The organism is Kitasatospora sp. NPDC094016, assembly GCF_040304045.1.
Taxonomy (GTDB): Bacteria; Actinomycetota; Actinomycetes; order Streptomycetales; family Streptomycetaceae; genus Kitasatospora.
Genome location: NZ_JBEOUK010000018.1, coordinates 62256 through 87924 on the forward strand (window position 1 = coordinate 62256; position 25669 = coordinate 87924).

25 protein-coding genes and 1 pseudogene are annotated in these 25669 nt (G+C 72.9%); 16 read left to right on the top strand and 10 right to left on the bottom strand.

Annotated features, from left to right (window positions below; translation table 11 throughout):
- Positions 1-936, bottom strand: a complete 936-nt coding sequence (locus tag ABT015_RS18805; protein ID WP_350880347.1) for an alkaline phosphatase family protein — start codon at positions 934-936, stop codon at positions 1-3.
- Positions 937-1179: 243 nt separating this feature from the next.
- On the opposite strand from ABT015_RS18805, the gene ABT015_RS18810 reads away from it, so the two are divergent.
- Together ABT015_RS18810 and cobC are read left to right on the top strand one after the other, a co-directional pair.
- Entirely contained in the window at positions 1180-2406 is a 1227-nt protein-coding gene (locus tag ABT015_RS18810) for a cobalamin biosynthesis protein (protein ID WP_350880349.1), read from the top strand.
- Positions 2403-3449, top strand: coding sequence for an Rv2231c family histidinol phosphate aminotransferase CobC (gene cobC, locus ABT015_RS18815; RefSeq protein WP_350880351.1), 1047 nt, complete (start codon positions 2403-2405; stop codon positions 3447-3449). The genes ABT015_RS18810 and cobC overlap by 4 nt, the downstream gene beginning before the upstream one ends.
- A 37-nt stretch (positions 3450-3486) precedes the next feature.
- On the opposite strand, the gene ABT015_RS18820 is transcribed toward cobC, so the two are convergent.
- From ABT015_RS18820 to ABT015_RS18850, 7 genes are all read right to left on the bottom strand, one after another.
- Positions 3487-4278, bottom strand: a complete 792-nt coding sequence (locus tag ABT015_RS18820) for an MOSC domain-containing protein (protein ID WP_350880353.1) — start codon at positions 4276-4278, stop codon at positions 3487-3489.
- A complete protein-coding gene (locus ABT015_RS18825; protein ID WP_350880355.1) occupies positions 4275-4805 on the bottom strand; it encodes a hypothetical protein in 531 nt (176 codons plus the stop codon). Before ABT015_RS18825 ends, ABT015_RS18820 begins: the two co-directional genes overlap by 4 nt.
- A 49-nt stretch (positions 4806-4854) precedes the next feature.
- The gene (locus ABT015_RS18830) at positions 4855-5952 is read right to left on the bottom strand and encodes an LLM class flavin-dependent oxidoreductase (RefSeq protein ID WP_350880357.1); all 1098 of its coding nucleotides are present in this window, start codon (positions 5950-5952) and stop codon (positions 4855-4857) included.
- A 217-nt stretch (positions 5953-6169) separates the two neighbouring features.
- On the bottom strand, positions 6170-7192 hold the full coding sequence (glnII, locus tag ABT015_RS18835) for a glutamine synthetase (protein ID WP_350880359.1): 1023 nt from the start codon (positions 7190-7192) through the stop codon (positions 6170-6172).
- A 238-nt stretch (positions 7193-7430) separates the two neighbouring features.
- Positions 7431-8507, bottom strand: coding sequence for an SCO1860 family LAETG-anchored protein (locus ABT015_RS18840; protein ID WP_350880361.1), 1077 nt, complete (start codon positions 8505-8507; stop codon positions 7431-7433).
- Between the two features lie 184 nt (positions 8508-8691).
- Positions 8692-9369, bottom strand: a complete 678-nt coding sequence (locus ABT015_RS18845) for a uracil-DNA glycosylase (protein ID WP_350880363.1) — start codon at positions 9367-9369, stop codon at positions 8692-8694.
- A 145-nt stretch (positions 9370-9514) separates the two neighbouring features.
- Complete coding sequence (locus ABT015_RS18850) at positions 9515-10606, bottom strand: amidohydrolase family protein (protein ID WP_350880365.1); 1092 nt, start codon at positions 10604-10606, stop codon at positions 9515-9517.
- 97 nt (positions 10607-10703) lie between these two features.
- Between ABT015_RS18850 and ABT015_RS18855 the strand changes: the two genes are divergently transcribed.
- The 3 genes and pseudogenes from ABT015_RS18855 (at position 10704) to ABT015_RS37990 (ending at position 13630) form a co-directional block, all read left to right on the top strand.
- Complete coding sequence (locus ABT015_RS18855; protein WP_350880367.1) at positions 10704-11789, top strand: pyridoxal-phosphate-dependent aminotransferase family protein; 1086 nt, start codon at positions 10704-10706, stop codon at positions 11787-11789.
- A 239-nt stretch (positions 11790-12028) separates the two neighbouring features.
- Positions 12029-13063: pseudogene (gene tmpA / locus ABT015_RS37985) on the top strand (2-trimethylaminoethylphosphonate dioxygenase); the annotation flags it as partial.
- Between the two features lie 96 nt (positions 13064-13159).
- The gene (locus tag ABT015_RS37990) at positions 13160-13630 is read left to right on the top strand and encodes an HD domain-containing protein (protein WP_502897351.1); all 471 of its coding nucleotides are present in this window, start codon (positions 13160-13162) and stop codon (positions 13628-13630) included.
- 48 nt (positions 13631-13678) lie between these two features.
- On the opposite strand, the gene ABT015_RS18865 is transcribed toward ABT015_RS37990, so the two are convergent.
- Positions 13679-14458, bottom strand: coding sequence for a GntR family transcriptional regulator (locus ABT015_RS18865; RefSeq protein ID WP_063349562.1), 780 nt, complete (start codon positions 14456-14458; stop codon positions 13679-13681).
- Positions 14459-14827: 369 nt separating this feature from the next.
- On the opposite strand from ABT015_RS18865, the gene ABT015_RS18870 reads away from it, so the two are divergent.
- From ABT015_RS18870 to ABT015_RS18920, 11 genes are all read left to right on the top strand, one after another.
- Complete coding sequence (locus ABT015_RS18870; protein WP_350880372.1) at positions 14828-15994, top strand: ABC transporter substrate-binding protein; 1167 nt, start codon at positions 14828-14830, stop codon at positions 15992-15994.
- 7 nt (positions 15995-16001) lie between these two features.
- Complete coding sequence (locus ABT015_RS18875; protein ID WP_502897349.1) at positions 16002-17036, top strand: ABC transporter permease; 1035 nt, start codon at positions 16002-16004, stop codon at positions 17034-17036.
- On the top strand, positions 17036-17845 hold the full coding sequence (locus ABT015_RS18880; RefSeq protein ID WP_402447708.1) for an ABC transporter permease: 810 nt from the start codon (positions 17036-17038) through the stop codon (positions 17843-17845). The genes ABT015_RS18875 and ABT015_RS18880 overlap by 1 nt, the downstream gene beginning before the upstream one ends.
- 78 nt (positions 17846-17923) lie before the next feature.
- Positions 17924-19009, top strand: coding sequence for an ABC transporter ATP-binding protein (locus tag ABT015_RS18885; protein ID WP_350880376.1), 1086 nt, complete (start codon positions 17924-17926; stop codon positions 19007-19009).
- A 55-nt stretch (positions 19010-19064) separates the two neighbouring features.
- Entirely contained in the window at positions 19065-19805 is a 741-nt protein-coding gene (locus ABT015_RS18890) for an HAD family hydrolase (RefSeq protein ID WP_350880378.1), read from the top strand.
- A 5-nt stretch (positions 19806-19810) separates the two neighbouring features.
- A complete protein-coding gene (locus ABT015_RS18895; RefSeq protein WP_350880380.1) occupies positions 19811-20131 on the top strand; it encodes a DMT family transporter in 321 nt (106 codons plus the stop codon).
- 101 nt (positions 20132-20232) lie between these two features.
- On the top strand, positions 20233-20721 hold the full coding sequence (locus ABT015_RS18900; protein WP_350880382.1) for a hypothetical protein: 489 nt from the start codon (positions 20233-20235) through the stop codon (positions 20719-20721).
- A 147-nt stretch (positions 20722-20868) separates the two neighbouring features.
- A complete protein-coding gene (locus tag ABT015_RS18905) occupies positions 20869-21165 on the top strand; it encodes a hypothetical protein (RefSeq protein ID WP_350880384.1) in 297 nt (98 codons plus the stop codon).
- A complete protein-coding gene (locus ABT015_RS18910) occupies positions 21162-22475 on the top strand; it encodes a putative T7SS-secreted protein (protein ID WP_350880386.1) in 1314 nt (437 codons plus the stop codon). Before ABT015_RS18905 ends, ABT015_RS18910 begins: the two co-directional genes overlap by 4 nt.
- Positions 22468-23139, top strand: a complete 672-nt coding sequence (locus ABT015_RS18915) for a hypothetical protein (RefSeq protein WP_350880388.1) — start codon at positions 22468-22470, stop codon at positions 23137-23139. Before ABT015_RS18910 ends, ABT015_RS18915 begins: the two co-directional genes overlap by 8 nt.
- A complete protein-coding gene (locus tag ABT015_RS18920; protein ID WP_350880390.1) occupies positions 23136-24029 on the top strand; it encodes a hypothetical protein in 894 nt (297 codons plus the stop codon). The genes ABT015_RS18915 and ABT015_RS18920 overlap by 4 nt, the downstream gene beginning before the upstream one ends.
- Positions 24030-24347: 318 nt before the next feature.
- Here the strand turns inward: ABT015_RS18920 and ABT015_RS18925 are convergent, their stop codons facing one another.
- Positions 24348-25520, bottom strand: coding sequence for a hypothetical protein (locus ABT015_RS18925; RefSeq protein ID WP_350880392.1), 1173 nt, complete (start codon positions 25518-25520; stop codon positions 24348-24350).
- Between the last annotated feature and the right edge of the window lie 149 nt (positions 25521-25669).

Genomic DNA, 25669 nt, shown 5'->3' on the forward strand with positions numbered 1-25669 from the left:
TCAGTTCCAGATGCCGGTGATGTCGGTGGCGTTGGCGGCGTTGCCCGCGTGGGTGGTCAGCCCGGCGAGGTCCTCCAGGGTGCGCAGCACGTTGTAGTGGTTGTAGGTGGTGCCGGTGCTGCTGCCGGGGGTGACGTGGGCGCCGTAGACGACGGTCGGGATGCGGTTGCCGGCGAGGCGGTTGTCCTCGTCGAAGGTGACCACGAGCAGGCTGTTGTGGCTCTTGGCCCAGGTGGCGTAGGCGGCGAGGTTGGTCTGCAGCCAGGTGTCACCGGTGCCGACGGAACAGTCGTGCATGTCGTTGCACAGGTCCGGGATGACGAAGGAGACCTTGGGCAGGGTGGTGTAGTCGGTCGGGAAGGCGTCCATGCCGTAGGCGCTGGAGGCGGGCACGTTGCCGAAGCCGAACCACGGGTTGTGCTTCTGCGCGTAGTTGTCGACGCGGCAGTCGGTGGCGCCCTGGGCGGGCAGGCCCTCGTTGTAGCTGGCCCAGGTCTGGCCGGCGGCGAGCAGTTCGGAGCCCAGGTTGGGCTGCTGGAGGGCGCCGACGTCGACGCAGCTGTCGTCGGTGACGCCCTGGGCGCTGCCGGAGAACAGCATGTAGTAGTTGGGCTGGCTGGGGTGGGTGAGCGCGAAGGACTGGGTGAGCGCGGCGCCGCCGGCGACCAGCGTGTTGTTGATGTACGGCGCGCTGGAGCTGCTGCCGATGACCTGCGAGTAGGCGTGGTTCTCCATCATCACGACGATCACGTGGTCGGGCGAGGGCAGCCCGCCGGCGGTGTCGGCGGCCGCGCTGCCGCCGGCGGCCCACAGGCCGAGCGAGCCGCCGACGAGGCCGAGCCCGGCGGCGAGGGCGGTGAGGGGTCGGCGGAGCGGGCGGCGGGTGGGGCGGCGGGGGGACGTGGTTCCGGGGGTGCGGAGTCGTGCGAAGGCCATCGGGTCCTCCGTGCGTCGGGGCTGCCTGGTTGGAGCGCCGAGAACAGTAGGATCGCGCCGTGTCGTGTACCGCACAAGACAAGTGAAGAACAGACGAACAGCTGCCGCCCGTCGGCGGTCCACGTCACAGCCGCCCCGATTGACCCGTTCCGACCGGGCGTGATGGGATCACGGGGGCCCTGGTGGCGGGATCGCGGATGCCCGTACGCGGGGTTCGCGGGGCTTTGGGTGAAGGAGCGGGACGTGATCGGACTGGTCGCCCTCAACGGGACGGGCCGCCTGCTCGCCGACGAGATCCACGCCGCCTGGCCCGAGACCACCCGCATCCACACCGCGGTGGTCAGTGCCTGCTTCGGTCCGACCGAGGCCCTGGAGTACGCCCTCGGCCGGGACGACCTGGTGGTCTGCCTCGCGCCGGTCGCGACCACCGTGCGGCTGTTGATCGACGGCTCGCACCTGCGCCCGGGCGGGCCCGGCCTGGTCAGCCTGGACCTGGACCTGCGCTACGCCGTCCCGCTGACCGGCCGCGACAGCGGCGCCGACGAACTGGCCGAGGAACTCGCCGCCCTGCTCGGCGTCCGGGCCGTCCTGACCAGCAGCCCTCCCCCGGCCACCGCCCCGCCCGTCGCGCAGCCAGGCCCTGTCCTGCGGGTCACCGACCGCGCCCACCCCGGCGAGGACGTGCTCCTCGTGCACCCGCGCACCTTGGTCGTCGGGGTCGGCGCGGGCGGCGGCGCCACGGACTCCGAGCTGATGCGGCTGATCACGGACACCCTGGCCGAACACGGTCTGGCCCGCGCCTCGATCGCCCGGCTGGCGACGGTGGCCGGCAAGGCGGACCACCCGGAGGTGCGCTGGGCCGCGTTCTGCCTCGGCGGGGTGCCGGTGGACGAGCACCCGGCGGCGGCCCTGGCCGCGGTGGCGGTGCCGAACCCGTCGGACCTGGTCGGCGCGGCCGTCGGCACCGCGAGCGTCGCCGAGGCGGCCGCCCTGGCGAGCGCCCCGGGTGGCGAACTCGTCGCCACCAAACGGAAGTCCGCCGCGGCGACGGTCGCGATCGCCCGGGCGGCGGTCCGCGGACGCCTCGCCGTCGTCGGGCTCGGGCCCGGCGCGCACGACCTGCTGGTACCGCGCGCGCTGGCGGAACTGCGGCGCGCGTCGGCGGTCGTGGGCGCGCCGGGCGCGGTCGGGGCGGTCGCCGAACTGCTGCGGCCCGGGACCAGGCGGATCGCGGCGGACGACGGCGCCGGGGCGGCCGCCGGCGCGGCCGTCGACCCGACTGTCGACCTGGCTGTCGACCTGGCCGTCGACCTGGCCGCGCACGGGCACGCCGTCGCGCTGGTCGCCCTCGGCGACGGCGCGGCGCTGAGCGTGCCGCCAGGCGCGTACGACGTCCACCGCGTCCCGGGGCTGCCCCTCCACCCGCTCACCCCCGATGCGCCCGCCCACCCGCAAGGAGACCCCGCGTGACCGCCCCCGAACCCGACCTGCGCCACCACGGCGACGCCGAGGTGCGCGCCGACGGGTCCGGCCTGGTCGACCTCGCCGTCAACGTCCGCACCGGCACACCCCCGACCTGGCTGCGCGACCGGCTCGCGGCGACCCTCGGCGACCTCGCCGCCTACCCCGACCAGGGCGCCGCCCGCGCCGCGGTGGCCGCCCGGCACCGGCGGCCGGCCGACGAGGTGCTGCTCACCTCGGGGGCGGCGGAGGCCTTCGTCCTGTTGGCCCGCGTCCTGACGGCACGTCACATCATCGTGGTCCACCCGCAGTTCACCGAACCCGAGGCGGCGCTGCGGGACGCCGGACACCAGGTGCACCGGGTGCTGCTGCCCCCCGAGGACGGGTTCCGGCTGGGGGCCGTCCCGGAGGAGGCCGACCTGGTCGTCCTCGGCAACCCCACCAACCCGACCTCCGTCCTGCACCCCGCCGACGCCGTCGCCGCGCTCGCCCGCCCCGGACGCACCCTGGTGGTCGACGAGGCGTTCATGGACACCGTGCCCGGCGAACGCGAGTCCCTCGCCCCGACCCGGGACCTGCCCGGCCAGGTGGTCGTCCTGCGCAGCCTCACCAAGACCTGGGGCCTGGCCGGGCTGCGGATCGGCTACGTCCTCGGGCCCGCGCCGCTGATCGCCGCGCTCGGCGCCGCCCAGCCGCTCTGGCCGGTCTCCACCCCCGCGCTGGCCGCCGCCGAGGCGTGCAGCAGCCCGGCCGCGCTGGCCGAGGCGGAGGAGGCGGCCGCCGAACTGGCCCTGTGGCGGACGTACTTGCTGAAGGGCCTGGCCGCCTTCCCGACTCTTCGGGTGTACGGCGAGCCGGCCGCGTCCTTCGTCCTGGTACGGCTGCCGGAGGCGGCGGCCGTCCGGGAGCGGCTGCGCGGGCGCGGCTTCGCCGTCCGGCGCGGGGACACCTTCCCGGGGCTGGGCGAGGAGTGGCTGCGGATCGCCGTCCGGGACGAGGCCACCACCGACCGCTTCCTGGACGCCCTCGCCGCCGTCCTCGGCCCAGCCTGACCCCTCCGCTTGCCCCTGCCCCGGCCCCGGCCCAACCTCAGCCCAGCCTGATCGCATCCCCCACCGCGACCCGGCCGGGCACCAGCACCTGCGCGTACACCCCCGCGCAGGGCAGCGCGGGCATGCCCTCCAGCGGGACCAGGCGGTTCCGCTCGGCCGGGACGCGCAGGGCCGACGTGCTCCGGGGCAGCGGCCCGTGCCGCAGGGTCGGGACGGCGCAGCGCGGCGTGGGCACCACGATGCGCAGCCGCAGCGCCGGCCCGATCGCCACCTCCCGCCCCACCCAGGCGTTCTCGACGTACCCCTCGTCCTCGGTACGGATCACCAGGTTCGGGCGGTAGCGCTCCGCCTCGGCGCCGGTCGCGGCCAGCGTCGAGGTGGTGACCAGGTGCAGCGGGGCGAAGTCGAAGAAGCCGCCGTCCGGCGCGGCCCGGCCCAACTCATTGACGGTGACGTCGACTTCGGCCTCGATGCCGTGCGCCAGCACCTCCTCCGGCACGGCCCGCTCGATCGTCGCCCCGGGCGGGCGCTCGGCGATCAGGGCGACCTTGCGGCCGAGCGCCGCCGACAGCTCCTCCTCGTCCACGCACCGCCCGTCCGGGCCGGTGATCACCACGCCGCCCGCCGTGGTCGCCGCCGTGTAACCGAGCAGGCCCGCCCACAGCCGCGGGTTCTTGGCGCTGGCGACCTTCCCGGTGTCGAGGTCGAGCAGGGCGCGGCCGCGGTCCCGCTCCAGGCCGCGCCCGTCCACTCCGACCGCCGCGAGCTCCTCCCCCAGCAGCGACTTCACCGGGTAGCGCCGCAGCCGTTCGACCGTCCCGATCCTCATGCCGCGACCGCCCATTCGCGCAGGGCCGTGAAGTCGGCGGCCAGCAGGCCGAGTCGGGGGTTGACGTGGAACGTGAGCGCGGGGGCGGGGTGGTGGGCGGCTATCCAGGCGGTGTCCTGCGGGCCGAGTTCGTCGTCCACCCAGACGAACGGGCGGCCGTCCGCCCAGGCGACCACGTCCCGGGTCTTCCAGTGCAGGCCGTCCGGGTCCTGCCCGAACAGGTCCGTCCACTGGATGTAGGGGAGTTCGGGCAGTCCGAGGTTCGGGCCGATGTGGGTGTTCGCCTCGCCCATCCAGCCGGTGGCCCACACCAGTTCGTACGGCAGGCCGAGCAGTTCCGGCCCGTGCGCCGGGTTCAGCCACACCCGCAGCGGCTTCGCCCGCGCGTGGGAGTGGCGCGCCTGCCGGTCCGCCCACCAGGTCGGGAGCAGGCGGTGGGTGTCGTACCCCTGCGGCCGCCGGGTCTTCGGTGCGGCGTAGGGGTTGAGCGGTCCGTCCACGTCGAGGAGGAGCAGGGGCAGCGTCATGCCGTGAATTCTCCGGCCGCCCTGGCGGATTGACCAGCGGTTTGCGGGTTCACGGCCGGTGCCACAGGTTGCGGGCGGCCAGCAGCGGCAGCACGCCCTCGCCGAACCAGTACGCCTCCTCCAGGTGCGGCATGCCCGACAGCACGAACTCGTCGATCCCCAGCTCGTGGTACTCGGTGATCAGGTCCGCGACCTCGCGGTGGCTGCCCACCAGGGCCGTCCCGGCGCCGCCGCGCAGCAGGCCGATCCCGGCCCACAGCCCCGGGTGCACCTCCAGCCGCTCGGCCGAGCCGCCGTGCAACGCGAGCATCCGCCGCTGGCCCTGCGACTCGCTCTCGGCGAGCGCCCGCTGGGTCCGGCGCACGTGCCCCGGGTCCATTCCGGCGAGCAGCCGCTCGGTCTCCGCCCAGGCCTGCGCGGCGGTGTCCCGGGTGATCACGTGCAGCCGGATCCCGAACCGCACCACCCGCCCGCGGGCGGCGGCGAGTTCGCGGATCCAGCGGATCTTCTCCCGCACCTGGGCGGGCGGTTCGCCCCAGGTCAGGTAGACGTCCGCGGACCGCGCCGCGACCTCGCCGGCCGCCGGGGACGAGCCGCCGAAGTACACCGCCGGCACCGGCTCCGGCAGCCGGTTCAGCCGGGCCCGCTCGACCCGCAGATGGGGCCCGTGGTGGTCGACCGTCCCGCCCGCCCACAGCCGCCGGACGATGTCCAGGAATTCCCCGGTCCGCGCGTACCGGGCGTCCTTGTCCAGGAAGTCCCCGTAGGCGCGCTGCTCGGCGGACTCCCCGCCGGTCACCACGTTCAGCAGCAGCCGCCCGCCGGACTGCCGCTGGTACGTCGCGGCCATCTGCGCGGCCAGCGTCGGACTGATCTGCCCGGGCCGGAACGCCACCAGGTACTTCAGCCGCTCCGTCACCTGCGTCAGCATCGCCGTCGTCAGCCAGGCGTCCTCACACCACGCACCGGTCGGCGTCAGCACCCCCTCGAACCCCAACTGCTCGGCGCTGCGGGCGACCTGCCCCAGGTACCCCAGGCTCGGCGGCCGGTCCGTGCCCGCCGCCCCCGGCGTGGACCCGTGCCCGCCCCCGACGATCTGCCGGCTGTCACCGTTGGTGGGAAGGAACCAGTGGAACACGATCGACATGGACGGACACGCTCCTACGCCGGGTTGCCTGCGGGATGAGGACGGAGACACTCACCGGCAACACGCGGCCGCGCACACCCGCACCAGGTCCACGTGCAGACGTCGCACGAGAACACGGCGGGCGGAAGCGGTCATGCGAGCGATTATGCCCGACGACGACGGCCGCCGGCCCTCCCTCGTACGGGAGGACCGGCGGCCGGTGCGCGGCGGGGGCGGATCAGACCTGGCCGGCCTTCTCCAGGGCCTCGCAGCAGGTGTTGATCATGAGGCGGGTGACGACGTAGGGGTCGACGTTGGCGTTCGGGCGACGGTCCTCGATGTAGCCCTTCTGCTCCACCTCGACCTGCCACGGGATGCGGACCGACGCGCCGCGGTTGGAGACGCCGTAGCTGTAGACGTTCCACGGGGCGGTCTCGTGCTTGCCGGTCAGGCGGGACTGGATGTCGTCGCCGTACTGGCTGACGTGCTCCAGCACCTTGTCCTGGGAGGCGCCGAGCGACTCGCAGGCGGTGATGATGGCGTCGTAGCCCTCGCGCATCGCCTTGGTGGAGAAGTTGGTGTGCGCGCCCGCGCCGTTCCAGTCGCCCCTGACCGGCTTGGCGTCCAGGGTGGCGTCGATGCCGAACTCCTCGGCGGTGCGGTACAGCAGGTAGCGGGCGATCCACAGGTCGTCCGAGACGGTCAGCGAGGAGACCGGGCCGATCTGGAACTCCCACTGGCCGGGCATGACCTCGGCGTTGATGCCGCAGATCGCCAGACCGGCGTCGATGCAGCGGTCCAGGTGCAGCTCGACGATCTCGCGGCCGAAGACCTCCTCGGCGCCGATGCCGCAGTAGTAACCGCCCTGCGGGGCCGGGAAACCGCCCTCCGGGAAGCCGAGCGGGCGGGAGCCCTTGAAGAAGGTGTACTCCTGCTCGATGCCGAAGATCGACTCCTGGGCCGCGTACTTCTCGTCGACCTCGCGCAGCAGGGCGCGGGTGTTGGACTTGTGGGGGGTGCCGTCGGTCTCCAGCACCTCGCACAGGACGAGGATGTTGTCACCGCCGCGGATCGGGTCCGGCACGACCTTCACCGGGTCCAGCACGCGGTCCGAGGCGTGGCCCTCCGCCTGGTTGGTCGAGGAGCCGTCGAAACCCCAGGTCGGGATCTTGTCCGCGTTGGGCAGGACCCGAGTCTTGGAACGGAGCTTCGCGGTCGGCTTGGTGCCGTCGATCCAGATGTACTCGGCCTTGATTGCCACGGCGGTGTACCTCGCATTGCTGGGTGGTGGGTGCCCGCGTAGCGTCGCAAGCCGCCGTTTCCCGGTTGTTCCTCTCGTGTAACGCGGATGTGAACCAACCCTCCGTATTGGCACGGTCACTGTGCGGGAGTGCCAGGGCCGCAACCGGAGTGCCGGAGGCGGCGCCCGGTGCGGGAGCGGCGCCCGGGGCACCTGGGTGGCACCCGGGACGGCGCTCCCGCACCGCGAGGGCCGGGGATCAGTGCCGGCGGGCGTGCGCGGCCCGGCGGCGCCGGGTGGCCCACAGGGCGCCGGCCCCGCCGGCGACGAGGGCGGCGGCCCCGGCGGCCAGCGGGCCGGTGGCGCTGCTGCCGCCGGTCGCGGCGAGGCCGGCGGCCGGCTTCTGCGACGGGCCGGGCTTCTCGGTGGCGGCCTGCGGGACGACGGCGCGGTTGGTGGTGGTGTCGGCGACCGGCTGGGCGGTGGCGGCGGTACCGGTCGGCGCGGGCGACGTCGGGGCCTGGGTCGGGGTCGCGCCGGCAGCCGGCACCGAGGGCTTCTCGCAGCTCACCGAGGCCACGGTGATCTTGCCGGTGACCTTGGCGACGTTCAGGTTCAGCGGGTTCACCTCCACCTGGACCTCCAGGGCGGAGGCGGAGGCGGTGGTCGAGGTGGTGCTCTTCTTGGAGAGCTCCACCGACACGCTGCCGATCAGCGGCACGTCCACCTTGGTCGGCCCGTACAGGCCGATGGTGACGGGCTTGCCGAGCACCGTCAGCTTGGCGGGCGCGACGACGTCCGCGGTCGGCTGCCCGTCGACGGGGCAGGTCGCCTCGGCGCTCATCGCCTCCAGGCCGATCAGCGTGGTGGCGGGCAGGCCGGGGGCGTGCACGTCGGCGTTGACCAGCTTGACGGAGGCGGCGGTGCCCGTGGCATCGATGCGGGTCACGGCCGTGCCGACGTCGGCCTTGACCAGGGTGACCGGGCCCTGCTGGTCGACGCCGTCGACCTTGGCGGTGAGGAGCGAGCCCTCGCGCTGGGCCGGCGTCTCCACCTTGTTGAGCGCGAGGTCCACGGGGACGTCGACCGCCTTGTTCAACAGGCTGACGTCCAGGGCGAGTTCGGCGGTGACGGCGCGCGCCTTGCCGGGCGAGGCGGCGGACGACGGAGCGGACGACGCGGTGGCCGCCGGGACGGCCGGGGCGGCGTACGCGGGCGGGACGGTGAGCAGCGTGCAGGCCGCGACCACGGCGGCGGCGGAAGCGGTTCGGCGGACGGAGCCGGCGGAGCGGGCCGAACGGGCCGAACGGATCGAACTGGCGGAACGAGAAGACATGGCGGTACCCCCACAGGTGCTGTTGATCCGGAGCGCGCCCGGACGTCACCCGCGACAGGCGGGGAGGGGCCGGCGTTCCGAACGGTGAGCCGCCAGTCTTCTCGAACAGTCCGTCACAGGAGCCACACAGAACGTCATTTCACTCGTTGGAGTGAGATTGACGCCTGCCGCTGACTCCGGTCTGCTACGGCAGTCGCCAGTCCACCGGCTGCGCCCCCTGCCGCGCCAGCAGCTCGTTCGCCCGGCTGAACGGCCGCGAGCCGAAGAAGCCGCCGCTCGCCGAGTACGGGCTCGGGTGCGCCGACTCGATCGCCGGGACCTCACCGAGCAGCGGCCGCAGGTTGCGGGCGTCGCGCCCCCACAGGATCGCCACCAGCGGGCCGCCGCGCGCCACCAGCGCCCGGATCGCCTGCTCGGTGACCTCCCCCCAGCCCTTGCCCCGGTGCGCGGCGGGCTTGCGCGGCGCGGTGGTCAGCGCGCGGTTGAGCAGCAGGACGCCCTGCCGCGTCCACGGGGTGAGGTCGCCGTTGGACGGCTGGGGCAGGCCGAGGTCGCTGCCGTACTCCTGGAAGATGTTGATCAGGCTGGCCGGGATCGGCCGGGTCTCCGGCGCCACCGAGAAGCTGAGCCCGACGGCGTGACCCGGGGTCGGGTACGGGTCCTGTCCGACGATCAGCACCCGCACGTCGGCGAAGGGCTGCTGGAAGGCCCGCAGCACGTTCGGCCCGGACGGCAGGTAGGTACGGCCGGCGGCCAGTTCGGCGCGCAGGAAGTCGCCCATGGCGGCGACCTGCCCGCCGACGGGCTCCAGGGCGGTGGCCCAACCGGGCTCGACGATCTCGTTCAGTGGACGCGGTGCCATGGTGGCCACCCTATCGGCCTACACCGACAGCGCGTTCAGCGGATGATCATGCACACGGACCCGGGGCCGCCCGGCCCGGCGGCCGGCCATGACGGGCCACCCGCTCACCCCACCGGCCGCCCGCGCAGCACCACCAGCCACCCGCTCACGCCACCGGCCGCCCGCGCAGCACCACCAGCCGCGGGTCGGCGAGCACCCGGACGTCCGCCCGCGGGTCCTCCCCGTACACCACGAAGTCGGCCGACTCGCCCTCCTCCAGCCCCGGCCGCCCCAGCCACTCCCGCGCCCCCCAGCTGGCCGCCGACAGCGCCTGCGCCGGGCTCAGCCCCGCCTTCACCAGCTCCGCCACCTCCTCCGCGACCAGCCCGTGCGCCAGCGAGCCGCCCGCGTCCGTGCCGACGAACACCGGGATGCCGGCGTCGTGCGCGGCACCGACGGTGGCGTAGCGGCGCTCGTGCAGCCGCCGCATGTGGGCCGCCCAGGCCGGGAACTTTGCCTCGCCGCCGGCCGCCAGGCCCGGGAAGGTGGCGATGTTGACCAGCGTCGGGACGATCGCCACGCCGCGCTCGGCGAAGGCCGGGATCAGCTCCTCGGTCAGCCCGGTGGCGTGCTCGATGCAGTCGATGCCGGCCGCCAGCAGGTCCGGCAGCGACTCGGCGGCGAAGCAGTGCGCGGTGACCCGCGCGCCTTCCTCGTGCGCCGCCGCGATCGCCTCGGCCAGCGCGTCGCCGGGCCAGCAGGCGGCGAGGTCGCCGCGCTCGCGGTCGATCCAGTCGCCGACCAGCTTCACCCAGCCGTCGCCGCGCCGGGCCTCCGCACGGACGTACGCGGCGAGGTCGCCGGGCTCGATCTCGTGCGCGTAGTTGCGGATGTAACGGCGGGTACGGGCGATGTGCCGCCCGGCGCGGATGATCCGGGGCAGGTCCTCGCGTTCGTCGATCCACCGGGTGTCGGCGGCCGAGCCGGCGTCGCGGATCAGCAGGGTGCCGGCGTCACGGTCGGTGAGCGCCTGCTTCTCGCTGGTCTCCGCGTCGACGGCGCCGTGCGCGTCCAGGCCGACGTGGCAGTGCGCGTCCACCAGGCCGGGCAGCACCCAGCCGGTCACCGTCCGGACGTCCTCGGCGCCGGGCGGTCGGGTGAAGCTCACCCGGCCGTCCACGACCCAGAGTTCGTCCCGGACGTCCTCCGGACCGACCAGCACCCGACCCCGGACGTGCAGCACCGCGCCATCGCTCATGGCCCGCACTCTACCGACGGGCGTGTTCCCTGTAAGCAGCGAAGATGCGGCAGACTCGTTCCGGCACCCACCACCTCATGTCCGAAAGGCCGCTACCGTGAGTCCCTTCCTCGACCTCCCCCCGCTCAGCGCCGCCGAGTTCGCGGCGATCGAGGACCAGGTGGCCGCACTGCTGCACACCACCGCGGACGTCATCGTCACCCAGGGTGAGGCGCTGCTGCCGCTGGAGGCCGCGATCCGCGGCGCCGCGCACCCCGGCTCCACCGCGCTCAACATCGTCACCGGCCCGTACGGGCAGACCTTCGGCAACTGGCTGCGCTCCTGCGGGGTCGAGGTCGTGGACCTGGCCGTCCCCTTTGACAGCGCGGTCAGCGCGCAGCAGGTCGCCGACGCCCTCGCCGCCCACCCGGCCATCGACTTCGTCTCCCTCGTCCACGCCGAAGCCGCCACCGGCAACACCAACCCCGTCGCCGGGATCGCCGCCGCCGTCCGCGAGCACGGCGCCCTGCTGATGCTCGACGCGGTCGCCTCCGTCGCCGCCGAGCCGCTGCTCACCGACGAGTGGGGCGTCGACCTGTGCGTCATCGGCGGCCAGAAGGCCATGGGCGGCCCCGCCGGGGTCTCCGCCGTCTCCGTCTCCCAGCGCGCCTGGGAGCGGATCGCCGCCAACCCGGCCGCCCCGCGCCGCTCCTACCTGTCCCTGCTCGACTGGAAGGAGCGCTGGACGGACGCCGGGCGCACCGTGCTCCCGCACGCCCCCGCCCAGTTGGAGATGCTGGCCCTCGGCGCCTGCCTCGACCGGATCGCCGCCGACGGCCTGCCCGCCGTCATCGCCCGCCACCGCGCCGCCTCCGCCGCCACCCGCGCGGGCGCCCGCGCGCTCGGCACCCTCGCCCCGTTCGTCACCGAGGACGCCCACGCGGCCCCCGTCGCCACCACCCTGCGCACCCCGGCCGGCGTGCACGCGGCCGAGCTCGCCGCCCGCCTCGACCCCGCCCTCCCCGTCCAGCCCGGCGGCGGCCCCCTCGCCGCCTCGATGCTCCGCGTCAACCACTACGGCCCCGCCGCCGCCCTGCCCACCGTCCACGCCTGCCTCACCGCCCTCGCCACCGCGACGGACGCGGACCCGGCCCCGGCCCTGGCCGCCGCCGAGGCGGCCTGGACGGCGGCCGTCCAGGGCTGACACCACGGCGCCGTCGAGGCCCGGCCACGCGGAGCGGCCCCCGGTCCCGGGGGCCGCTGCGTCTCTCCCCCCGGACCGGGCCCGGCCGCGCACGGCACGGCGGGTTTCGGCCATGGGCTCCCGGCACAGTTCCCGCAGCGTTCATCTGCGCGGCACGCCGATCTCACCGGGGGCGGGCAGGCTCCGGCCATGGGTGAAGTTGGCTATACAACTTCACCCAGAACGCCGCCGAGGAGGAGACCACCGTGACCAAGCTGCCGCCGTACTGGCTGCGCGACAACTGCCCCTGCGCCGAGTGCCGGGACCCCAGGAACGGGCAGAAGCTGTTCCAGATCGACGACCTGCCGCAGGACCTGGCGGTCGCCGCGAGCACGGAGACCGACGGGGGCCTGGAGGTGCTCTGGTCGGACGGGCACCGCTCGCGCTACCCGCTGGACTGGCTGGGCGCCGAGCGGGACGGCGACGGGCGGACGGAGGAGGGCAAGCGGCTCTGGGTGGCGGCGGACTTCGCGCGCGGCATCCCCGAGGCGCGGTGGGAGGCGTACCTGGCCGACCCCGCCGAGCAGGCCGCCGTCCTCACCGCCGTGCGCAGCAGCGGCTTCGCGGTGCTGCGCGGGGTGCCGGCGGTGGAGCGGCAGGTCCTCGCGGTGGCCGAGAGCTTCGGCTACGTCCGGGTCACCAACTACGGGGAACTGTTCGACGTCCGGGTCGAGCCGGATCCGAACAACCTGGCCTTCACCAGCGTCGCGATCGCGCCGCACACCGACAACCCGTACCGGGATCCGGTGCCGACGCTCCAGCTCCTGCTCTGCCTGGAGAACTCCGCGACCGGCGGCGACTCCGGCCTGGTGGACGGGTTCCGGGCGGCGGCGCTGCTCCGGGAGGAGGCGCCGGCGGACTTCGAGACGCTCACCCGCACGCCCGTCCCGTTCGTCTTCCGCGACCGCCGCACCGAACTGCGCGCCGACCGCCCGCTGATCGAGGTGGACGCCCTGGGCCGGATCCGCGAGGTGCGGTTCAACAACCGCTCGATCGGCACCCTGCGCGGGAGTTCCACCGAACTGACGGCCTTCTACGCCGCGTACCGCCGCTTCGCCGCGATCACCCTGCGCCCCGAGCTCCAGCTCGCCTTCCGCCTCGACCGCGGCGACTGCCTGATCTTCGACAACACCCGGCTGCTGCACGCCCGTACGGCCTTCCAGCAGGACGGCCACCGCCACCTCCAGGGCTGCTACGCCGACCTGGACACGCTGGGCAGCACCCTCGCCGTGCTGCACCGGCGCGCCGCCGCGCTGGACGCGATCGCCGGGCTGTTCGCGGGCGAGGGCGCCGGGGAGTACCTGGGTGAGGAGGTCACCATGGCCGAGCACATGCTCCAGGCCGCTGCCGCCGCCGAGGCGGCCGGGGCGCCGGACCACCTCGTCGCCGCCGCGCTACTGCACGACGTCGGGCACTTCTTCGATGAGCACGGCCAGGGAGCGCCGCACGGACGCGACTTGATGGAAGGCCAGGACAACCGGCACAGCGACACCGGCGCCGACTGGCTGGCACGGTGGTTCGGCCCGGAGGTGACCGAGCCGGTCCGGCTGCACGTGGCCGCCAAGCGCTACCTGTGCGCGGTGGAGCCGGACTACCGGCAGCGGCTGTCCGAGGCCTCGGAGTACACCCTCACCGTCCAGGGCGGCCCGATGAACCAGCGGCAGGCCGCCGCGTTCGCCGAACTCCCGGGCGCCGTGGACGCGGTGGCCGTCCGCCGCTGGGACGAGCAGGCGAAGACGGCCGGGGCGCCGACACCCGGATTCGAGCACTACCGCCCGATGCTCGCCGCGCTCATGCGCTGACGGCACCGGCCGGCCCGCCCGGGAGCAGGAGCGGGCTCCGCCCCGGACTCAGTCGCCCTCCCGGGCGTGCCGCGAAAGCGCCGACGCGGCCAGCGAGTTGTGGATGCTGAACGCCACCGTCCCGGGCAGGTAGCGGTCCTGGGACCACTCCACCGGGGTGCCGGTCGGGTCCGTCGTGCGCCGCCGTTCGCGCAGCAGCGGGCCGCCGCGGCGGCAGCCGAGGAGCCGGGCGTCCTCGGCGTTGGCGGCCACGATGTCGATGGTGTGGTCGGCGTCGGTGAACAGGATGCCGTGCTCGCGCAGGACTTCGGTGTGCGAGACGACGTCCGCCGGCAGCTCGGCGACGATCTCGCCGACCCGCGGCGGGTAGATGGTCCGCTCGACCATCACGGGCGTGCCGGAGAGGGTGCGCAGCCGGACGGTCACGTACACCTCGGCGCCCGGCTCCAGGCGCAGTTGCTCGCGTTCGGCGGTGTCGGCGGGGCGGCGGACCAGCGAGTCCAGGATGCCGCCGGGCTCCTCGCCCATCGAGTACGCCCAGTGCGTGAAGCTGAGCAGTTCGGAGAAGCTCTGCACCCGGGCGCCCCCGAGCACGACGCGCCGGGTGCCGCGGCGGGAGGTGACCAGCCCGTCGGAGCGCAGGACGGCGAGCGCCTGGCGGACGGTGCCGCGGGAGACGCCGTACTGCTCGGCGAGCGCGCCCTCGGCGGGCAGCCGGCCGGCCTCGCCGTACGCGCCGGTGGTGATGGCCTCGCGCAGGTCGGCGGCAACCTTCCGGTACAGGGCGCCGGGAGCGCGCTCGGCGGGGCGCCCGGGCTCAAGTGCCACGTCAGTCAATGTCCCTCCTGGGGCGGTGTCCTGCGCAGCCGTACCGGCACGGACAGCCCGACCTTATCCCGCTGCGCCTTTGAAGCATCGCACCGAACGGATCACGCTCCGATGGCCGGATTCGACCGTTCCCGCAGCCGACCCCGGTTCTGGGCCGTCCGTTCACCTTCCCGTCATCGGACTCCGGCGTACTTACCTCCGTCAGCGAAGTTGGCTAGTCAACTCGGACGGCCTCGAACGGCTCCGGGCGGCTCCGAACGGCACCGGGCACCTCAGAACGGCTCCGAACGGCCACTCGCACGATCCCCCGATCAGACAACCCCACCGCAGCTCACCCCCTTGCAGTACACCCGATCAGGAGACTGACCCGTGTCCGTGCACCGCGCCCGTTCCGCCGCCTTCGCAGCGGTCCTGACCGCCGCCGCGCTGTCCCTCACCGCCTGCGGCTCCGCCGGCTCCTCCACCGCGAAGTCCGGCGACGCCGCGGGCGGCAAGAGCGCCAAGACCGCCACCTCGGTCGCCGACTTCGGCGGGATGGACGGCCTGATCGCCGCCGCCAAGAAGGAGGGGAAGCTGCACGTCATCACGCTGCCCCGGACCTGGGCGAACTACGGCAAGCTGATGGACGACTTCAAGGCGAAGTACGGCATCGAGATCGAGAGCGAGAACCCGGACGGCACCAGCCAGGACGAGATCAACGCGGTCACCTCCCGCAAGGGCCAGGACCGCGCCCCCGACGTCGTCGACCTCGGCTCGGCCTTCGCACTGAGCGCCGCCAAGCAGGGTCTGCTGGCCCCGTACAAGGTCACCGACTTCGACAAGATCCCGGCCACCATGAAGAACGCCGACGGCCTGCACTACAACGACTACGGCGGCTACATGGCGATCGGCTGCGACGCCAAGAAGGTGTCCGCCTGCCCGAAGACCTTCGCCGACCTGCTGAAGCCCGAGTACAAGGGCATGGTCGCCCTGAACGGCAACCCGACCAAGGCCGGGGCCGCCTTCGGCGCCGTCTACGCGGCCGCGCTCGCCAACGGCGGCTCGCTGGACAACATCCAGCCCGGCATCGACTTCTTCGCCAAGGTCAAGCAGGCCGGCAACTTCAACCCGGTCGAGGTCACCCCGGCGACCATCGAGAAGGGCGAGACCCCGATCAGCATCGACTGGTCGTACCTGAACGCCGGCTACGCCGACAAGTTCAAGGACAAGGGCATCGACTGGCAGGTGGCCATCCCCTCGGACGGCTCCTACGCGCAGTACTACAACCAGGCGATCAACAAGGACGCGCCGCACCCGGCCGCCGCCCGCCTGTGGGAGGAGTACCTGTACAGCGCCGAGGGCCAGAACGGCTTCCTGGGCGGCTACGCCACCCCGGCCCTGTTCGACGCCATGAAGACGGCCGGCACCCTGGACACGGCCGCCGCCGCCAAGCTGCCGACCGTCGAGAAGCCCTTCACCACCTTCCCGACCCAGGACCAGACCGACACGGCCAAGAAGACCGTGACCGAGAACTGGGCCAAGGCGATCGCGGGCTGACCTGACGATGACCACGGCTCCCACCCCGGTGCCGGCCCCCGCCTCCGCCGCCCAGAGCGGCGGGGGCGCCCCCGGCCCCGCAGCAACCACCCCCGCCACCGCCGACGCCACAACGGCCAAGGCCACCGACACCAACACCGACACCGCGGCCGAGACCGCCAAGACCGCCAGGGCCCCCCGCCCCGGCAAGCCCCGGGCCGTCCGCGGCCGCGCCTGGATGGCCGCCCTCCCTCTGCTCCTGTTCTTCCTGGTCGGCTTCGGCCTGCCCGCCGTCGCGATCGCCATCGGCGCGTTCACCACCTCGCCCGACGCCCCCGACGGCGGCGGCACCTTCACCACCGACAACCTCACCGGCTCGCTGCAGGGCGCCTACTGGACCGCCCTGTGGGGCAGCGTCAAGCTCTCCCTGCTGACCGCGCTGATCGCCGCCGTGGTCGGCCTGCCGCTGGCCCAGGCCGTGGCCACCTCCCGGTTCCGGGTGTTCCGCGAGGCGGTGCTCTCCGCCTCCGGCGTCCTCGCCAACTTCGGCGGCGTGCCGCTCGCCTTCATGTTCGTCGCCACCCTCGGCAACGCCGGCGAGGTCACCAAGAAGTTCGGCCTCACCAGCCACGGCTGGAACCTCTACACCTTCACCGGCCTCTCCGTGGTCTACCTGTACTTCCTGGTGCCGCTGATGGTCATCACCATCACCCCGGCCCTGGAGGGCCTGCGCACCCAGTGGCGCGAGGCCGCGTACAACAACGGCGCCACCGTCGTGCAGTACTGGCGACACGTGGCCCTGCCGGTCCTGGTGCCCTCGCTGCTCGGCGGCTTCGTGCTGCTGTTCGGCGCCTCCTTCGCCGCGTACGCCACCGCCGAGGCCATGGTGGGCAGTTCGGTGCCGCTGATCTCGATGCAGATCGGCGACGCGCTGTCCGGCAACGTCCTGGTCGGCCAGGGCAACCTCGCCCTCGCCCTCGGCCTCGACATGATCGTGGTCGCCTGCCTGGTGATGGCCGTGTACCTGCCCCTTCAGCGCCGGAGTGCCAAGTGGCTCGCCTGATCAATCGCATCCGTTTCGGCCGCGGCCTCGTCCTGCTGCTCTGCGGCGTCTACTTCGCCGTACCGCTGGCCTCCTCGGTGATCTTCAGCGTCGACGACAACAAGGGCGGCACCACCTTCCGGGCCTACACCGAGCTGCTGAACGCGCCCGGCTTCCTGGACAGCCTGGTGCTGAGCCTGGAGCTGGCCGGCGTCACGGTGGCGGTGCTGCTGCTCCTGCTCGTCCCGGCGATGCTCGCCGCCCGGCTCGGTGCGCCGAAGCTGCGCCCGGTGATCGAGGTGATGTGCTCGATGCCGCTGGTCGTCCCCGTGGTCGCGCTCACCACCGGCATCATCGGCGTGCTGCGCTGGGGCCCGGACTACCTCCGGGACACCCCGCTGTTCCAGACCATCGTGGCCATCCAGGACCCGAAGTTCCCGATCGTCCTGGTCATCGCCTACGTGCTGATGGCGCTGCCGTTCGCCTACCGGGCGCTGGACGCCGGGCTGCGCGGCGTGGACGTCGCCACCCTGGTCGAGGCCGCCCGCAACTGCGGGGCCGGCTGGCTGCGCGCGGTGTTCACCGTCGTCCTGCCGAACCTGCGCAGCGCGCTGCTGAACGCGGCCGTCCTCACCGTCGCCCTGGTGCTCGGCGAGTTCACCACCGCCTCCATCCTCGGCTTCACCCCCTTCTCGGTGTGGATCAACTCCAACGGCAAGAGCGACGGCCAGATGTCCGTCGCCGTCTCGATGCTCAGCCTGCTGATCGTCTGGCTCGTCCTGCTGCTGATGTCCGCCGCCGGCCGCGGCCGCAAGGGCGCGCGGGCCTGATGGCCCCCGCCGCACGGCCATCCCGCGCTCCGGCCGCACGGTCCTGAACCACCCCACGCTTTCCAGGAGTTACCAGCCATGACCACGGTTTCCGCCCCCGTCACCGGTGTCGCGCTCGCCCCCGGCGGCGCCACCGTCGAGTTCCGCTCGCTGCGCCGCTCGTTCGGCGCCACCACCGCCCTCGACGGCCTGGACCTGACCGTCCACCCGGGCGAACTGCTCGCCCTGCTCGGCCCGTCCGGCTGCGGCAAGACCACCGCGCTGCGCATCCTGGCCGGCTTCGAGCAGCACGACTCCGGCGAGGTCCTGGTCGACGGGCAGGACATCACCGCGATCCCCGCCCACAAGCGCGACGCGGGCATGGTGTTCCAGTCGTACAGCCTCTTCCCGCACCTGAGCGCGTTGGACAACGTCGCCTTCGGGCTGCGGATGCGCGGCGCCGGCAAGGCCGAGCGCCGCAAGCGCGCCCAGGAGCTGCTGGAGCTGGTCGGCCTGCCGCACCGCGCCGAGCACTACCCGCACCAGATGTCCGGCGGCCAGCAGCAGCGCATCGCGCTCGCCCGGGCGCTCGCCCTGCAGCCGCGCGTGCTGCTGCTCGACGAGCCGCTGTCCGCGCTGGACGCCAAGGTCCGCCTCCAGCTGCGCGAGGAGATCCGCCGCCTCCAGCAGGAGCTGGGGATCACCACCCTGTTCGTCACCCACGACCAGGAGGAGGCGCTGTCGATGGCCGACCGGGTCGCGGTGCTGCGCGCGGGCCGGCTGGAGCAGTGCGCCACCCCGTCCGAGCTGTACGGGCGCCCGGCCACCGCGTTCGTCGCCGAGTTCGTCGGCACCATGAGCCGCATCCCGTGCACCCGCACGTCCGACGGCGTCGAGGTGCTCGGCCGCCGGCACGCGGTGGACGGCGACCTGCCCGCCGACGGCGAACTCCAGGTGCTGGTACGCCCGGAGAACGTCACCCTGACCCCGTCCGAGGCCGGCCCGGCCCTGGTGATCACCGCGTCCTTCCTGGGCGCCGTCACCCGGCTCACCGTCCGCCTCGACGACGGCACCGAGGTCAAGGCCGACCTGCCGACCGAGGCCGCCGCCGCGCTGCCGGCCGGCTCGCGCGCCGAGCTCCTGCTGCCGGAGCGTCCGGTGCTGGTGGACCGCCGCACCGTCTGAGAGCCTCGAACCCCATCTGCGTAGCACCATCTGATGAACCACCGAAGGTACCGCCATGCCTGAAGCCCTGACGCCCGACTCCGCCCTGACGCCCGACTCCGCCCTGACGCCCGGCGCGCTGACGCCGGAAGCCCCCCGCCCCGCCGCCGTCCTGTTCGACATGGACGGCACCCTGGTCGACACCGAGCAGCTCTGGTGGCAGGCCGCCGCCGAACTCGCCGACGAACTCCACCACGCGCTCACCGACCAGGACGCCCCCGAAGTGCTCGGCCAGGCCGTCGAGCACACCGCCGCCCACCTGCACAAGGTCAGCGGCACCACCCTCACCGAGGCCGAACTCGCAGGCCGGCTCGGCGAGTCCTTCGCCGCCAAGGTCGCCGCCGAGACCGTCCCGCGCCCCGGCGCGCTCGCCCTGCTGGCCTCCCTGCGGGACGCGCGGGTGCCCACCGCGCTGGTCTCCGCCTCCCCGCGCCGGGTCGTCGACCTGGTCCTCTCCGCCATCGGCCGGGACTGGTTCGCCGTCACCCTGGCCGCCGAGGACACCCCGCGCACCAAGCCCGCACCGGACCCGTACCTCGCCGCCGCCGAACGGCTCGGACTGGACCCGGCCACCTGCGTCGCCGTCGAGGACACCCCGACCGGAGTCGCCTCCGCCGCCGCGGCCGGCTGCGCCGTGCTCGCCGTGCCGTCCACCGCGACGCCGATGCCCGACGGCGGCCGGATCACCCTGCTCGCCAGCCTGGAACAGGCCGACCTCGCCCTGCTGGGGAAGCTCGGCGCCGCCCGGGCCGTTTGACCGGCATGCCCTATCTGCTGCTCTCCCTCGCCATCCTGAGCGAGGTCTGCGCGACCAGCTGCCTCAAGCTCACCGAGGGGTTCACCCGCCTCTGGCCGAGCGTGGGGGTGGCGGTCGGCTACGTGCTGTCCTTCGTACTGCTCGGGCGCGCGCTCAAGCACATCCCGGTCTCGGTCGCCTACGCCGTCTGGTCCGGGGCCGGGACGGCGGCGGTCGCCGGAATAGGCGTGGTCGCCTTCGGCGAATCGCTGGGCCGCCTCCAGTGGCTGGGGATCGCCCTGGTGATCGTCGGAGTGGTCGTGCTCAACCTCAGGAACAGTCACTGACGGGCCGCCACCAGGCCCGCGGTGCTGGTCAACTGCCCTTTCGGAGCGGGACGTCGGATGTGCCGACCTCCCGCTCCGAGCGGTTCGCTACCGTGGGCCCCATGACCGAACCACGGCCCCACCACTACCGCTTCGTCCACCGCGAGCTCGCCCGCCAGGTCCTCGAGTTCGGCCCGCGGCTGACCGTCCCGGACGCCGGCGGCAGCCTCCTGCCCGTCATCACCGGCATCTGGGACGACCTCGGCCAGACCCTCCCGCCCGAGGACCGGCTGCCCAGCCACGGCCTGGACTGCCGGCACCTGCGGGCCGACGGCCACCCCCTGCTGCTCGTCACCCTCCCCACCCCGACCGGCGCCACCGAGGCCCACTTCGTCGCCGCCGTCCACCCCCAGGGCACCAGGACCGTCCGCTACGTGACCCTGGAGCACGCGCTCAACCCCTTCGACGGCAGCCCCGGCACCGTCCTCGGCGAGTGGTCGTCCGAGGGCCACCTCAACCACGGCGAAGGCCCCTCCCCCGTCGCCGAACTGTTCGTCGCCGCGGTGGCGAAGCTCGTCACCCCGAAGAAGCGCGGCTTCTGGCGCCGCTGACCCCGACGGCGTGTACTGCCGACGCCGCGCGCCGACGTATCGTCAAGGTCCCGCCGTCGCACCGCGAAGCACCCGTCACGACGGATCGCCCGCGTACCGACTGCGGCTATGCTCGGCCGGTCACGCCATCGACACATCGGGGGAGCAGTGGCCGACTTCACGGTCAGCACCGAGTTCCTCGCCAAGCTGGCCAAGGACCTCAAAGGCTGCGGCGACGAACTCGACCAGGGACTCAAGGCGCTCAAGGAAGCGAGTCGCAGCGGGCTGGGCTACGACTTCCTCGACGAGGCCTGCGGACACTTCCAGAGCACGTGGGAGTACGGGCTGAAGAAGGTCCGCGAGTGCGTCAAGGTGCTCGACGACGGGCTGGAGACGGTGCAACAGAGCTACGACGGCACCGAACAGAGCATCACCAAGGTCCTCACCCCGGCGGCGCGGTCGTGACCGATCCCACGCCGGACTGGTCCGGCCTCGGCTTCAACCCGACCCCCGGCGAGCCGACCGCCGTAGCCGGCCTCAGCAGCAACCTGCGCCGGGTGGGCCAGCACCTGACCGACGTCCACACCACGCTCTCGCAGCTCTCCGCCAACCAGGGCCAGTGGACCGGCGAGGCCGCCCAGGCCTTCGCCGGCCAGTTCGGCAAGCTCCCCACCTATCTCCAGGACGCCGCCGACTCGATCACCGCCGCCTACCAGGCCCTCGACGTCTGGTACACGGCACTGACCGAACACCAGCCCAAGGCCGCCGAGTTGGCCCGCGCCGCGGTCGCCGCCAAGCAGCAGAAGGAGCAGGCCGAACAGGCGCACACCGCCGCGGCCGCCGCCCCCGACCTCAAGCTCGCCGGCCAGACCTTCCCCGACGACGCCGCCCTCGCCGCCGCCGAACAGCGCTACACCACGGCGAAGAACCACCTGGACGCGGCCGCCGCACTCGTCGGCAGCGCCGCCAACGACCTCACCCAGCTCCGGAAGCAGGCCCACGAACTCGCCGGGGGCCACAAGTCCGACGCCCACAAGACCGCGGCCGCCATCCGCAAGGCCGCCGACAGCAAGGCCCCGCCGGAGCCCGGCTGGCTCAGCAAGGTCGGCAACTGGCTCAAGAACCACGGCGCCGACATGCTCACCGTGGCCGCCGGCATCTGCGGCGTCGCGGCGATCTTCTTCCCCGCCTTCGCACTCCCGGCCATCCTGCTGAGCGCCGCCGCCGCAGGCGCGCACGCGAAGCAGTACGGCATCAAGGGACTGATGCCGACCAGCATGGCGAACCTCGGCAACGACCTCACCCTGGCCGGTGATCTCCTCGGGGCGCTCCCCGGAGGAGCCCTCCTCAAAGGCGGAATCACCGCGTTCCGGGGTGCCCGCGCGACCGGCACCGGGGTCAAGGCCGTGAGCGCCGGCGCCACCGAGATCCGCACCGCCGCCAGGGCGATGGACCCGGCCAGCCCGATCTTCACGACGGCGATCGAGAAGCCCGCCATCAAACTCGGGCTCTCCAAGGCCGCCGCGATGAACGTCTCCGACGGCGTGCAGGCAGCCAGTGGCGTCGCGCTGACGGCCCCCACCGCCTGGGGCCTCACCCAGGACGACCCGAGCCCGGGGCTGAGCGCCGCGGTGAACTACACCACGGGAGGCGGCACGGCGCTCAACGGTGCCGGAGCCACCATCGGCGGCAGCGGCAAGAGCCGGATCGTAGCCGGACTGCTCGGTGGCGGCAGTGCGATCGTCACCGGCGTGTGGGGAGTCGGCCATGACTGACACGACCGCCCCGTCGTTCTGGCTCTCCCTGCCCGAAGGGTTCACGAGCATCGACCTGTCCGAGGATCCGGGCGACCGCATGAGTCGGATCGTGGACGGACTCGACGCGCTCACCGATGCCGGTCCGGAACAGAAGCTCGGTATCACCGTCTCCGCCGAGCTCGCCCTCCAGGCGCAGCTGCGCGAGGGTGCGGTCCACGTCTCCAACTGCCTGGTACAGACCGAGGAAGGCACGATCGTCCAGGGCATGTTCAGCCTGTTCCTCCGCGAGCAGGAGCACGGCGCCCCGGGCACCTACCCCCAGCGCGTCGCCGAGGAGCTCGCGACCGCCTGGCCGGACGCCGACGTCGACGTCCTCGACTTCCGGCTCGGCCGTGCCACCGTGACCGTCCGCGACCTGGCCGTACCCGTGTCCGGGGCGGTCTACGGCCTGCCGGGATCGGGCGTCGTCACCGTCCGCCAGCTGGAAGCCCTGTTCCCTCATCCGTGGAGCCCTCACGTGCTCGCCGTCGTCTTCACCACCCAGCACCTGGACTACTGGGACGGGTGGTCGGTGCTGGTGGGCGCCGCCATCGGCGGGATCTCCTTCTACCCTCCGTTCGACGAAGCACAGAACGCCCTGTCGCCGGAGCGGCGGGACAACATCCGAAAGGCCTTCGGGTGACACTCGCCCAGTCCGCCCCGGAGACAGGAAGCAAGGCGCACTGGCTCCACCGTGGCGCCGTCCTGGTCGCCGTCCTGACCTGCCTGTCCGTCGGCACCGCCCTCGCGTTCGTGTACGTCGGCACCCTCCTGGCTTTCGGCCTGGGTGCGCTCTACACGGTCGCGGCGGGCGTCGGACTGGCGAAGCTCGGAGGACCGGGGAACGACCCCGATGGCAAGGACGTCGGCGCCGGGCTGGTCCTCGTCTTCTTCGCCTTCCTCATCGCCACCGGTGCGGGCGCCGACGCCTGGCACAACCAGCTGCTGAGTTCGGGGCGGGACGTCAAGGCGGTGGTCATCGCCGAGCACGTCGACAAGTCGACCCACGGCACGAAGCGGACGTACGACCTCTCCACGCGGGGCGAGAAGGTCCCCGGCGGACCCTTGGAGCCGGACAGCCGGCGCTTCAACCCCGGCGACCACGTCACCGTCCGGATGGACCCGGCCGGCCGGGTCGCCCCCAAGCTGCCCGGGGAGGCCGATTCCCCGGCATCCCTGTGGAGCGCGATCGGAATCAACGCGGTCATCGCCCTGTTCCTGCTGTGGTTCGCCCACGACAGCCGCAAGCCGCCCCGGGACCCTCGCCCAGCCGGACCGTGGCGCGAGCGCGTGCGCCGACTCGACGGGCTGCCGCTCACCGCGGCGACGACGGCGGTCTCGGTGCCCTGGCTCCTGTGCTTCCTGCTCGTCCAGAACCGTCTCGGCCTGGCCCTGATGGTCGCGATCCCCTATCCCCTCGCCGGGTTGGCGGCCTTCGGCTCGCTCGTCCGCGACGAGGACCGGAAGCAACCCCAGGGCCTGGTCCTCCTCGCGGTCGGTCTCGTCTTCACCGCGCTCGCCCTGTTCCTCTGATAGGGACGATGTGACTGGTGGTTCTGCTGATGGGCCTGACTCGCCCTCTGACTGACGTCCTGGACTTGGCGGTCCGGCAAACCACTGGGCGGGCGTCGCACGAGCCGCGCGACGCCCGCCCATCCGCGGGGGACGAGATCGGCCAACGTGTCCTCGTAGCCTCGGCACTTTCACGATCACCTATCGCCGTCACCGTCGCCGAACCGAGCGTCTCAACCGGCCTACCACCGCGCCGTCACCCCCGTCATCCGGCGTCGCCGCCGATGACCAGGAAGTCGGCGAGCCCGACCTCCCAGTTCCGAGGAAGCCCAGCCTCTGTCATCGGCGAGCCTGATGGGGCAGAAGACGAGACCACCAGCGCTCACGTTGATCAACTACCGCTTCGACGCCGGCCTGACCGCCGCGAGGAGCACTCTCCACCGCTCCGTTCGTCACGTTCGGAAGATCCGGAGCCGACTGCCTCATCAGCCGGAACGGGACGCCCATGAGCAGGCCAACGAACGGAAGTGTCAGCGTTTCGGCACCGTCGATTCCACTCAACTGCAGAACCTTCAGAACCAGAACGCCAACGGTCAACGACGCCGTCCCGGCCGTGATTGTCCGTCGTACGTCATTCCTCTCGCGATAGCCCCGAGCCGCTTCTGCGGCCTCGTCCTCACTGACGAGCGCGAGCGGGCGGCCTTCGATGACACAAGCCACCGTGTGCGCGACGTGGTCCGCCAAGAACAGCCCTTGAGCAGGGTCACGAAGAGCGTCCCTGAGAGCGGAGTCAATCTTTCCGGCCATCGCGGCAGTGTGTCCGAAGTACTCCCGTCGCGCCACCGCACTTCGATACGGGCCGAACCGGCCGTACGCCAGGAGAACTCCGTTCAGCGAAGCGACCGACCGGAGCAGCTCTAGTTCGCTCGCCGGGCCGGGCTCAGCAACGTGCCGCTCGCTCGCCGGGCCGGGCTCAGCAGTGTGCCGCTCGCAAGCCGCGAACACATCCGCCGCCGCGCATGCCATGAGTCCGACGACATGCCCTCGGCGCAACGCCAAGGAATCAAGGCGAAGGAAGACCTGCGTCTCGGCGAAAAGAATCGCTACAGGCGCAAACACCCACTCCCAGGCAATCGGGTTGCTGAGCGCATGAACCATCACGACCACCCCGATCACCAAAGCCGGGAAGACGATCAACATCGTCGGCGCCGTCGCCCAGAACTGTCCCCTCTTGGCGAGCTCCCACGCCACAAGCTCCTCCCGTAGCCGGCCCAGGGAACCGTCCTTGGACAGAGCGCCCGCCTCGCGCATCGCCCGATCCAGCTGGTCGCCACGTGTCCTCGCCCTCTCACCGGCCCTGTCGGATGCCTTCGAGGAAATGCGCTTGAGGACCCTGCCGGCCCGACGACTGCCGAAAGCCGCGAGCCTGGCTTCGAGAATGATCAGGAGCAGAACAGTAGGAATGCCTACGCCGATCAACCAGGGATGGATCTGAAGGGAAAGACGAACCACTGACGCCTCCACTGTTGAGGACACCACCAACACCCGCGTGCCGCCGTCATACTTCCGAGCGCCACTGACATGTGACGCAGGACGCATCGGAGGCTTCCACTCCCGCGACTCCTCGCACAGTCACAACCGCTGCGAGCCCGTGGTGGCCG

What these genes read in the sequence shown, in the direction of transcription:
- ABT015_RS18805 (WP_350880347.1), bottom strand. Translation starts at nt 936, where the DNA reads ATGGCCTTCGCACGACTCCGCACCCCCGGAACCACGTCCCCCCGCCGC.
- ABT015_RS18820 (WP_350880353.1), bottom strand. Translation starts at nt 4,278, where the DNA reads ATGAGGATCGGGACGGTCGAACGGCTGCGGCGCTACCCGGTGAAGTCG.
- ABT015_RS18825 (WP_350880355.1), bottom strand. Translation starts at nt 4,805, where the DNA reads ATGACGCTGCCCCTGCTCCTCCTCGACGTGGACGGACCGCTCAACCCC.
- ABT015_RS18830 (WP_350880357.1), bottom strand. Translation starts at nt 5,952, where the DNA reads ATGTCGATCGTGTTCCACTGGTTCCTTCCCACCAACGGTGACAGCCGG.
- ABT015_RS18840 (WP_350880361.1), bottom strand. Translation starts at nt 8,507, where the DNA reads ATGTCTTCTCGTTCCGCCAGTTCGATCCGTTCGGCCCGTTCGGCCCGC.
- ABT015_RS18845 (WP_350880363.1), bottom strand. Translation starts at nt 9,369, where the DNA reads ATGGCACCGCGTCCACTGAACGAGATCGTCGAGCCCGGTTGGGCCACC.
- ABT015_RS18850 (WP_350880365.1), bottom strand. Translation starts at nt 10,606, where the DNA reads ATGAGCGATGGCGCGGTGCTGCACGTCCGGGGTCGGGTGCTGGTCGGT.
- ABT015_RS37990 (WP_502897351.1), top strand. Translation starts at nt 13,160, where the DNA reads ATGCTCCAGGCCGCTGCCGCCGCCGAGGCGGCCGGGGCGCCGGACCAC.
- ABT015_RS18875 (WP_502897349.1), top strand. Translation starts at nt 16,002, where the DNA reads ATGACCACGGCTCCCACCCCGGTGCCGGCCCCCGCCTCCGCCGCCCAG.
- ABT015_RS18885 (WP_350880376.1), top strand. Translation starts at nt 17,924, where the DNA reads ATGACCACGGTTTCCGCCCCCGTCACCGGTGTCGCGCTCGCCCCCGGC.
- ABT015_RS18890 (WP_350880378.1), top strand. Translation starts at nt 19,065, where the DNA reads ATGCCTGAAGCCCTGACGCCCGACTCCGCCCTGACGCCCGACTCCGCC.
- ABT015_RS18895 (WP_350880380.1), top strand. Translation starts at nt 19,811, where the DNA reads ATGCCCTATCTGCTGCTCTCCCTCGCCATCCTGAGCGAGGTCTGCGCG.
- ABT015_RS18900 (WP_350880382.1), top strand. Translation starts at nt 20,233, where the DNA reads ATGACCGAACCACGGCCCCACCACTACCGCTTCGTCCACCGCGAGCTC.
- ABT015_RS18915 (WP_350880388.1), top strand. Translation starts at nt 22,468, where the DNA reads ATGACTGACACGACCGCCCCGTCGTTCTGGCTCTCCCTGCCCGAAGGG.